Genomic DNA, 9,579 nt, shown 5'->3' with positions numbered 1-9,579 from the left:
AGCGGCCGGTGTCTTCTTCCGCATCATCGCCGACATGCGCGACTTGCTCACCGAGAACGAGCACGTAGATTGGCAGCATCCCTACGCGCCGGGCTACGGCGTCTGGAAGGAAATGGTCGAGCTGTCCGGATCTCTCCTGCCGCCTACGGCGGCCCCTGAGTTTCGGGCTTGGAGCAACTTCGGAAGGGCGCTCGGCGAATTCCAGCTGTATTGCAGGGCATGGGAGCCCAACGCCTACGAGGATGTCATCGCGGCGGTCGGCGAGTCTTGGGCCGAGATCGGGCGGGTGCGCGACTACAATTTCGCCCGCCGGGTCGCCGATCTCGTGGGGGAGCTCGCCGCCTCGCAGCATCCTGAGAGCTTGTCGGAACAATTTCGTATCGCCAGGCGCTTCCGCCTCATCCCCCGGCTCATCGACCATCGCGTACGATGCGGGCTGAAGGTAGAGGCACCGCCCGAGGTGGTCTTCGTGATGGACGAGGAGGAACTGATCTTCTGCGGCCAGCATTATGCACTGCAGGATCTGCAGAAGATCTGGATCGCGATGCTCCGGCTGCTGGCCGAGCAACCGGGGAAAGTCGTATCGCCCAGGGACGTCAACGTCGAGAGCGGACTCGATAATCTGGACCTCGTCAGCCGCGTCTCCACGCTGAGGAGGGAGGTCCTCAAACCCGCCATCAAATCCTGGTACGCCGGGAAGAAGGCCGTCCCCCCTCCTGACGTCTTGAAATCGTGCCACATCAAGGCCAAGCGCAAAGTGCCCGGGAAGTTGGCCGGCGGGTATTTCCTCGACCTGAAGCCCGAACAGGTCCGAGTGCCCCCCCACCGCCCTCCTTGGATGAACAAGCCGATCCAAGATTGATCCTCGTCCGACCGTGTGGAGGATCAGAATCTGAACGGATGCGGGACGCATCTCGACGCATCGGGTGCTTCGCCCCTGCTTCCACGTTGCCCACGAGCTGCCAGGACTTCGAGGGTCGATCGGCGTCCTCCGAGGATGGAGTCGTGAAGCCTGGTCGCGTCCGACGATCGTGCTTCGACGTCGAGGCGCGCCGGGTTCACTTCCCGCCGGGGCGAACGGGCGGTCCTCCGTGGGGATCGCCCGTGACTGACAGTTCCAGGGTGCGCATTCCTGCGCCCCCCGGCTGCACGCTGCGCCTTGGTCATTCCACCTTCCCTCCCGCGGCCGTACGCATGCGAAAACCGACGAGGCCGGAGCGCTCGCCGGCGGTCTATTCGTCTAGCTCGTGACGGGTCGAGCCCGGATGCCCGACCTAGCGAGGCCGAAGAACGAGCGTCGGCGCGGCCCCCGGCCTCAAGGCCCCATTCCATCGCCCCACCTGACCGCCTGCCCGTAAAGGACCACGGCGCGAAGCCTCGGCGGCCGATTCCGGGTGCTCACAACTCGGGGGTTCCTCCTTCCCTTCTCGGGGTCGGCGGGGGACGTGACGGCGAGCGCGAATCTCCCGACGCCCGACGCTCCTCCAGGCTGTCTGCGTACAGGCCTTGTCCCGCAACCCGCCGAGGATCGTCCCGACGAGCTTATCGCGGCCGACGAGAATGAGCCTTGGTGAATGGCATCGATCGGACGCCGCATCGCCCGATCCGCGAGGTTTCCATTTTCGCTGCAACAAATGCGGTTTCGAGGTGCCGTATAAATCACACCGTCGGACGCCGAGCAGCACGTGCGGCAACCGCTCGGCGCGGAACGCGAAGCCTTCGAGGGAGGAGATAAATGTCGGACGACCCGGTCTACACGTCGGACGAGGCGATCGAGTACGTGGGCCTCGACCGCCAGGGACTTCGCCAGCCGCACGAGTCGCTCCGCTGGCTCTGCCGGACGGGCAAGCTCAAGTACGCGAAGATCGGCCGTCGGCTGAAGTTCCGCAAGTCTTGGCTGGACGACTTGGTCGAACGCAACGCGATCCGTCGCCCGGAGACCCGCCATGCCGACTGACGGCCTCGGCCCCCGTCTGGGTCTCGCCCTCGTCCACGGCTCGTGGCCTCCCTGCCCAGCGGCTGCAGGACCACCGATAAGCGCTAATCGCCCGGACGGCCGCCCGACCGCCCGCCAAGAGGAAGTCCGTACGAGATTCGAGACGAGGAGGATGGGATCGACCATGGCGACCGCTCGATCGGCCCCCGGTACCGACGTCCGCGGCGCGCGCCCCGACGTGGTGCACATCCGGCGGCATTTCCACTCGATCGCCGTCCCGTGGGGCTCGGCGACGCCGCTTGAAGGCCTCGCGGGCGTCCGCCACCGGGGCGTCCAGGAGCCCGGCCGCGGCTTCCGGATCCTCCGCGACACCGAGTTGCCCGGCGTCCTGCGGGACGAGGGCCCGCGCGGGCGGTTCCTATACCTGCCGGCAGGCCTGGAATCGGCGGCCCGCGCGCTCCTGGAGCGTGGGGGTTTCGCGGTCGTCGTCGGCGGCACCTCGCCCGCCCCGCTGCCCGAACCCGACGAGCTCTCGCTGCGGGGGGCCGGCGTGATCGACCGCCCGCTGCTGGAGTTCATCCGGGGTCATGACCGCGGGCTCGTCCGCGTAGGCCCGAAGATCGACCCGGCCCGGCTCGCCGCCCAGGTCGCCCTCGCGTTCCCGGGGGCGTCGATCGCCGTCGTCGCGGCCCGGATCGAGGACGTCCGGCGGCTCCACGCCGCGCTGGGACGCCAACTCCGAGACGTGAGCTGGGTGGCGGGCGACAGATGCCCCGAATCGGTCGGCCGGGTCGCCGTCTCCACGTGCTGGGCCCTCGGGCACCCGGCCGTCCATCTGGAACGGCGCGACGTCGTGATCGCCCTGGACGCCGTCGAGGCGACCGGGCGCAAGGCGAGCTTCTCGCTCCACCGCGCCTTCCGGGCGCGGCTCTTCGGGCTGCTCGGCGACGACCGCCGGCCGGCGCCCCGGGAGGCCGACCTGACGGCCGGGCTCTTCGGGTTCGACGAGCTCGCGCTCCCGCGACACGGCGGCCGCCCGCGGGAGGTGGAGGTCGTCACGCGGAAGTTCGTCGGCGGCCCGGCCGTCGACTCCGGCGGGAGCCTCGCGACCCTGAAGCGCACGGCGTACTGGGGCGACCCGCTCTTCAACCGGCGGGCCGCGGCCGCGGCCCTCGACGCCGTCCGGGGCGGCCGCGCCGAGGTCGCAGCCCCCGGCTCCCGGGCGGCCGTCCTGGTCGAGAACGTCGAGCACGCCCTCGCCCTGGCCGCCCGGCTGCCCGCCTGGGGGCTCGTCGCCGACCACGTCGCGCACGGGGACGGCTTGCCGCGGGAGTCGGCGGGGCGGCTTCGCGCCGCCCGGAACTCGGGCGCGTCGGTGGCGCGTCCGCGGATCGTCACGCTCGCCGCCCTCGCCGAGGTCGACCTCGGCGCGCTCGACGTCCTGGTCCGGGCCGACGGCGGCCTGGGCGTCCCGAGCGCCCTGGCGTCGATCGTCGTCGGCTCCGACGCGCCGGCCGCGCCGCTCCGGCTGGTCGACTTCGACGACCGCCGTCATCCCGAGCTGCGGCGCCGCTCCCGGGGCCGCCGCGCCGCCTACGCCGGCCTCGGCTGGCCCGTCGACGGCCGGCCGGCCCCCACGCCCGTCGAGCGCTTCCTGGCCGGGCGGCCCGGAGGGGTTCGATGAGCTCGTACGGCTCTTGCAAGCAACCTCGCCGGACGCCGCACGGCGACCCGGCGGAGCAGTACCGAAGCCGGCGCGACCGTCGTCGGGTCCGAGAAGCGTCGCGGCTCGACGAGGCCGGCGCGGGCTCGCCTACGCTTGCGCGGATCGCCGACCGCGAGGCCCTCATCGCCGCCTACCATCGCCTGAAGGCCCGCGGGGGCCGCGGCCCCGGTCGAGACGGAATCACTTATACGGACCTCGGCCTGTCGGAGGTCGCGGCGATCCTGGACGACCTGGCGACGGCCCTCCGGTCCGGGGCCTACAAGCCCGGGCCGGCCCTCAGGCGGCCGATCCCCAAGCCGGGGGGGCGGGGCACGCGAACCTTGTCGATCCGCAACCTGACGGACCGCGTCGTCTCGGCGGCGGTGCTGGAAGCCCTGACGCCGGCGTTCGAACCGACCTTCTCGGACCGCTCGCACGGCTTCCGCCCCGGCCGCGGGACGTGGAGCCTTCTGGCCGCCCTGGAGGCCGACGCGACGACCACCGGCTCGACCACCCTGGCGATCGACGACGTGCGAAACGCCTTCGACAACGTCTCGATCGCCCACCTGATGGAGGACTTGCGAGAGCACGTGAAAGACCCCAGGCTGCTCACCCTGATCGAGGCCGTCGTGAGGGGCGGCGAGGACGAAGATCGCACGAGGGGCATCCCCCAGGGCGATCCGCTCGCCCCGCTGCTGCTGAACGTCCGGCTCCACGTCGTCCACGATCTCCCGCTCCATGGAGATCCCGACGCCCCGCCCTGGCACCGGTACGCGGACAACCTCTGCTACCTGGCCGAGGGCGTGCCCGAAGGCCGCGAGATCCTGCAACACGCCCGGGACCTCCTCCTCCGAGGGGGCCACGAGCTGAAGGGCGAAGACGGGCCGCCGATCGACCTACGACAAGGGGTCGCCCGACTGCTCGGTTTCGACCTCTCCATCGAGGACGACCGCCTGCGCCTCGGCGTGGGCGAGGACGCCTGGGGGGAGCTGAGGCAGGGCCTCGACCGGGCCCACGAAGAGGAGACCCCGCCCGACGCGGCGCGAGCCGTCGTCCGGGGCTGGGTCGAATCCTACGGGCCGGCCTTCGAGATCCGGACGGAGACCGACGTCCCGGGTCGCATCCTGGGGACCGCCGCCGACCTTGGCTTCCGCGAGCTCGCCTCGCGGAGGGACCTGGCCGCGTGGTGCGAGGGGTCCCGCCGGCGCTGGGAGGCCCTCCGCGAGGGGACTCTCATGAGACGGAGGGGGCCCGGACGCCAGGGTGCCGCCGCCGTGGCGGCTCCGCCGGCCACCACCGCGCCGGGCGGCCGATCAACTGATCGGCCCCCGAGGCCGGGTGGCCGGGGTCGTTCCCCGGCCGGCCGGCTCCGGACGTCACGAGCTTCGACCTGATCGAGACCGCGGACGGAGAGGAGGAACAACGATGACGAGCCCCCGAAGCCCGCCTCGTCCCGAGCGGGCGCCCAGGGGGCGGCCGGCCCCGCCGAGGAGCCCTCCGGCCTGCGTGCCGACCGCCCCGAACGAACACATGCCGCGCGTCGTTCGACGCGACGGCACAACTCCATGGAGATTTGATCGATGATGCAGCGGTTCAACGACGCAGATCCCCGGCCCGATCCGGCCGGCGACGGGTCTGACGAGGGGGATCTCAGCCCCGTATCCCGCCGGCGGATCGCAGTCGAGAGGGTCATGCGCGTCGGGCATCCGACGGGCCGCTCGACCGGGCGGGGAGCCCGGACTCGTCGCGTGCGCGGCTTCGAGTATCGGATGCCGGTGGAAGGCGGACTCTTGGTCTGCGACGAGCGAGTGAGCGGCTTCGAGCTCGACTTCTGCAGCGAGCGGGATAAAGACCGGCTGTTCACGCCGGGCGAGGGCTGGGCCATGATCCTCACGGCGGCGGGGCCCGACCTCGCCGTCCTCGTCGAGCTGCGCGACGCGCCGTCCGTGGACGACGACCATCGGGCCTGGGACCACGTCGCCGAGTTCAGCCTGGCCGTGCGCTCCGGCCTCCTCGAGATCTCGTCCGCCCCGGTCGAACGGCCGCCGGTGCTCCGGGTACGCCCGGGCTGGCATCGGGTCCGTTTCGGATACAGGAACCTGGCCACCGTCCGCCACGAGGGGGGCGAGTCCCGCAGCGGCCCCCTATGCTGCGGACTCACGGTGTGGCCGGGCGCCCGCGCCGCCGACGTGGTGCTGAAGCAGTGGGCCGGGAGGCTCATCCTGTAGCCGGGGCGCGCGACCTGGGGGGCCGACGGTCGCCTGCGCGCCGTCGGCCGGCCGAACGCCCTTCAATCCTACGACCCGATAAGGGTCGTCAACGATAGGACCTCTGCTCATGGGATCAATGCTCAGCGCCGACGAAATGTTCTGGACGTCTCCGGCGAGACCGCGTCGAGCAGCGTCGGCTCCGACCGCCGAGCCGCCCTCGGACGCGGGCGGCCCGCCCGGTCCCTCGACTCGTCCCGAGAAGCGACCAAACGGGAACGGCCGGAGGAACCACGGCGGGGGCGCGTCCGCGCGCGGCTCTTCGGGGGAGAGGTCGGCGAAGCGACCGCTCCCCCCCGGCCGTCGCGGTATCGACGTCGGCGCGGCCGACACGAACGGCCGCAAGGGCGACGACGGCGACTCCCCGCCGGGCCCGGACATCGGGCCCGAACTGCAGCGGCTCCGCGACCAGATCAAGCGGAGCCACCGCAAGGGCCTGGAACTAGGCCAAAAGACCGAGCATCTGGCCCGGCGGAGGATCGAGCAGGACCGGGAGACCGGGCGCCTCTTGATGGAGCTCAAGGGCGCCATCGGCCACGGCAACTGGGAGGCGTGGGTCGGGGATCACTGCGGGATCAAGCCCCGGACGGCCCGCGAGTACATGAAGCTCGTCGAGCGCTGGGACGAGGTCCTGCGCCTGATCGATCCAGATCGGCGGCCGGCCGCCGATCTGATCCGTCTGTCACGCAAGTGGATCTTGAAGCAATTGGCGAACTCCTCGCTCGGGATCGACGGAACGGCCTCCGGGCCGGATTCGATCGGAACCGGCGATGAGGCTCGCGGCCCTCGGGATGAACAGGTCGGCGCCGAAGCGGACGGCCGCAAGGGCCACAAGCCCGCGAAGGCCCAGAAGGCCGACATGTCCCAGGGAGCCGCGACCCGCCATGGGTCATCCAGGCCCGACGACGGTCGGCGGCTGGAGGAGGGGCCCGGCCCCGACGGCCGGCTCGCATCCTCGAGTCGGCGGGTGGGCGACGGGCCCGCCGAATCCCCCGACGGCTCGGCCCACGACCGCGGGCCTGCCTCGACCTCGGACGAGGAGGCCGAGGGTCACGGCGACGATACGGCGTGGCTTGAGAGCCTCGTCCCCTGGCTCCAACTCGAGCGACTCGGCAACGCGGCGATCTTCCGCGAGGAGGCGTTGCTCTGGCGCCGCATCCGGCCCGCGATCGAGCATCTGCACCGGATCCACCGGCCTTCGTCGGATGACATGAAGGCGGCCGGGATCATCAGCTGGATCCGCCAACGATACGCCTATCGGGTCGCCGCCCTGACCGGCGTGAAGAATCCCGGCGAGTGGCGCCTGTGCGCCCGGTGCAACGGCGAGGGCCGGAGCAAGTCGCTCGCGATGCCCTGCGATTGGTGCAAGGGGGCGGGGTATCAGGTCGCCCACCAGTCCGATCGCGCGGTCGGCGACCAGGGGTCGATCCCGGAGGGAGATTGAGCCGAGTCGGACGGCCCCCGGCGCTCGCCGCTTGCGATCGGTGCCAGGCCGGGACCGCCTGGCGCACGAACGGTTTCACCGCAGTCATAGGGCCGAGCCGTACGCTCGGTCCGAAATTGAACGATCAGAAAGGACCGGCACCATGAAGAAGGACAAGATCGCCCGCTCGAAGCGCAACCCGGATCGGATCGCCCGCCCCTGCGGGGACCGAGGCCGTCGGCCCCGACGACCCGTCGCCCGCGGCGGCCGTCGAGGCGAGCGCTCGGGGCTCCGGCGGCGCGCCGCGATCGGCCGCGGCCGGAGCGGGCGTCGACGAGGCCGCGGCCGCACTCGACCCTCAAGCCGGCCGACGACCGGAGGCGCGAGGTGGACCTGAACAAGGAGTACATCAAGTACATGAAGAAGGCCCCCGCGACCCTCGAGGTCCTCGAGGGTCGCGAAGGGGAGGTCCTGGGGATGGTGCCCGACTACTCCCGAGAGATCCAGACGCTGGAGCGCCTCCAGGCGATGAACCGGAAGTTGCTGAAGAGGATGCGCGGCCAGAATCGCGACATCGTCAAGACCATCCGCGAGCTCAAGGCCATGCTCGACGAGGGTGACGACTTCGTCGAGACGTAGACGGAGCAGGTCGGCCCTCGGCCGTAGCGAGCCGTCACGATCGGTCCGCGGAGGAGCACGCCGGGCCTCGGAAGGGCTGACGCGGCAAGAGGTCGACCGCCCCCCCGAAGAGCAAGCCCGCCAACATCGCCGAGACGACCGCCGTACCTGACCGGCGGGGGATGGCGGGGCGAGATGAGCAGGCGGCGGGAGGGGCGCACAAGGCCCCCAAGTCGCGGGAGAAGCAAGCCGTCGATGCGGAGATTCAGGGGTCTCGGCGTCCGTCGCGACGTCTAGGTGCCCTTTGACAGCGAGTATTACACCCATCCCCGGCCGGCGACGTCGAACGCGTCGCCGGCCACGCGAGGAGCAGCAGGCCATGCGCCAAGAAGTCGACCAACGCGAGGCGCTCTACAACGACCGGCCCGTCGGGCCGGCCGGCGTGATTCAGGTTCCGGTCGAGCGGATCACCACCCTGCACGGCTTCGTGGTCGACCTCGACCCGGTCAAGCTGGACCCCGACAACCCGCTCTTCCCCCCGGCGGACTCCCCCCGCGCGTTCCACCAGGCGATCGGACGCGTCCTGGCGCGCCACCCGCTGTTCCGCGACGCCGAGGTCCGCGTCAGCGGCACGGGACTGCATCTCGTCGTCCACCTCGCCTCGGCCGTGGAGCTGAAGACGGCGGCCGACCAGCAGCGATGGAAGGCCGTCGTCCGGGCCGCCCAGAGCACCCTCCCCGCCGACCCGGACGCGCCGGGCGTCACCGCCCTGACCCGCCCGGTCGGCTCGATCAACTCCAAGAACGGCGCCGCGGTCGAGGTGATCGCACCCGGCGAGCCGGTCGATCCGTCGCGCGTCGTCGAATTCGTCGAGGGCCTGGCCGCGGCCCCGTTCAGAACGGTGGCGACGATCCTGCTCGGCGCCGACCGCTTCCAACCTTGCCCGGCCTGCCGGGGCGAGGGCACGCGGCTCGACGTCCTGGATCAGTTCGGCTGGTGCTACGGCGGCTGCTCGAAGGTCTCCCTGGAGCGGCTGTTCGACCTCGTCTACCGGCCCGAGCCTCGGTCCGAAAAGCCTCGCGCCGGGGCCGGCGAGCCGCGAAGGCGTGCGTCGCCGCGCCGCGCGATCGCCGCCAAGCCGCCCCTCCGGGCGGCCAGGAGCAAGCCGCGGAAGAAGCCGCGCTGAGCAATGACGAGCCCGGCGAGCGGCAGTCCAGGGTTCGGAAGTCCGGAGCCGCCCCCGCCGAATCATTGAGAAAAGGTCTCACACCATGACATCAACAGCGTCCCCCGGCGCGAGGCTGTGGGGCAACCTCCGCGAGGCGCTGCACGACTACCGGCTCGGGCCGGTCGCCGGCGACCGCAAGCGACCGGTCATCCAGGGCGTCAACAGCCGGGGAGAACTGGTCGACGGCATGACGCTCGACGGCTTCCTCGCGCAGGTCGGCCGCATCCTCCAGGCCAGCGGCCGCGTCTACGCCTTGGGGGACGCGACTTATTACGAGTCCGACGACGCCCACCAAACTCGGCTGGACCTGCTGGCCACCCAGGGCAAGGCGGAGGCCGTCGCCGTCGGGCTGCTAGAGCGATTTTCAACCAGGTGTAGCACGGCATGTCGGGTGCGATATGT

At 71.3% G+C, this 9,579-nt stretch carries 9 protein-coding genes; all 9 read left to right on the top strand.

What is annotated here, in order from left to right; translation table 11 throughout:
• A partial coding sequence (locus tag G6O68_RS30850; RefSeq protein WP_165253447.1) for a hypothetical protein occupies positions 1-862 on the top strand: 862 nt, incomplete at its 5' end.
• Positions 863-1,735: 873 nt separating this feature from the next.
• Positions 1,736-1,957, top strand: coding sequence for a helix-turn-helix domain-containing protein (locus G6O68_RS30845; RefSeq protein ID WP_165253445.1), 222 nt, complete (start codon positions 1,736-1,738; stop codon positions 1,955-1,957).
• A 163-nt stretch (positions 1,958-2,120) separates the two neighbouring features.
• On the top strand, positions 2,121-3,620 hold the full coding sequence (locus tag G6O68_RS30840) for a hypothetical protein (protein WP_165253443.1): 1,500 nt from the start codon (positions 2,121-2,123) through the stop codon (positions 3,618-3,620).
• Positions 3,617-5,035, top strand: coding sequence for a reverse transcriptase domain-containing protein (locus G6O68_RS30835; protein WP_165253441.1), 1,419 nt, complete (start codon positions 3,617-3,619; stop codon positions 5,033-5,035). Before G6O68_RS30840 ends, G6O68_RS30835 begins: the two co-directional genes overlap by 4 nt.
• A 354-nt stretch (positions 5,036-5,389) precedes the next feature.
• Positions 5,390-5,869, top strand: coding sequence for a hypothetical protein (locus tag G6O68_RS30830; RefSeq protein ID WP_165253439.1), 480 nt, complete (start codon positions 5,390-5,392; stop codon positions 5,867-5,869).
• Between the two features lie 547 nt (positions 5,870-6,416).
• Positions 6,417-7,352 carry a hypothetical protein gene (locus tag G6O68_RS30825; RefSeq protein ID WP_165253437.1) on the top strand — a complete coding sequence of 312 codons (936 nt, stop codon included), beginning with the start codon at positions 6,417-6,419 and terminating at the stop codon, positions 7,350-7,352.
• Positions 7,353-7,718: 366 nt separating this feature from the next.
• Complete coding sequence (locus G6O68_RS30820; RefSeq protein ID WP_165253435.1) at positions 7,719-7,970, top strand: hypothetical protein; 252 nt, start codon at positions 7,719-7,721, stop codon at positions 7,968-7,970.
• 358 nt (positions 7,971-8,328) lie between these two features.
• Positions 8,329-9,135, top strand: coding sequence for a hypothetical protein (locus G6O68_RS30815; protein ID WP_165253433.1), 807 nt, complete (start codon positions 8,329-8,331; stop codon positions 9,133-9,135).
• Positions 9,136-9,220: 85 nt separating this feature from the next.
• A partial coding sequence (locus G6O68_RS30810; RefSeq protein WP_165253431.1) for a hypothetical protein occupies positions 9,221-9,579 on the top strand: 359 nt, incomplete at its 3' end.

Source organism: Paludisphaera soli, assembly GCF_011064595.1.
Lineage (GTDB): Bacteria > Planctomycetota > Planctomycetia > Isosphaerales > Isosphaeraceae > Paludisphaera > Paludisphaera soli.
The sequence above is the reverse complement of the archived record's forward strand: the minus strand, read 5'-3'. Positions and strand labels throughout refer to the sequence as shown.

Coding starts and splice junctions, on each gene's coding strand:
- G6O68_RS30840 (WP_165253443.1), top strand. CDS start 2,121: ATGGCGACCGCTCGATCGGCCCCCGGTACCGACGTCCGCGGCGCGCGC.
- G6O68_RS30815 (WP_165253433.1), top strand. CDS start 8,329: ATGCGCCAAGAAGTCGACCAACGCGAGGCGCTCTACAACGACCGGCCC.
- G6O68_RS30835 (WP_165253441.1), top strand. CDS start 3,617: ATGAGCTCGTACGGCTCTTGCAAGCAACCTCGCCGGACGCCGCACGGC.
- G6O68_RS30845 (WP_165253445.1), top strand. CDS start 1,736: ATGTCGGACGACCCGGTCTACACGTCGGACGAGGCGATCGAGTACGTG.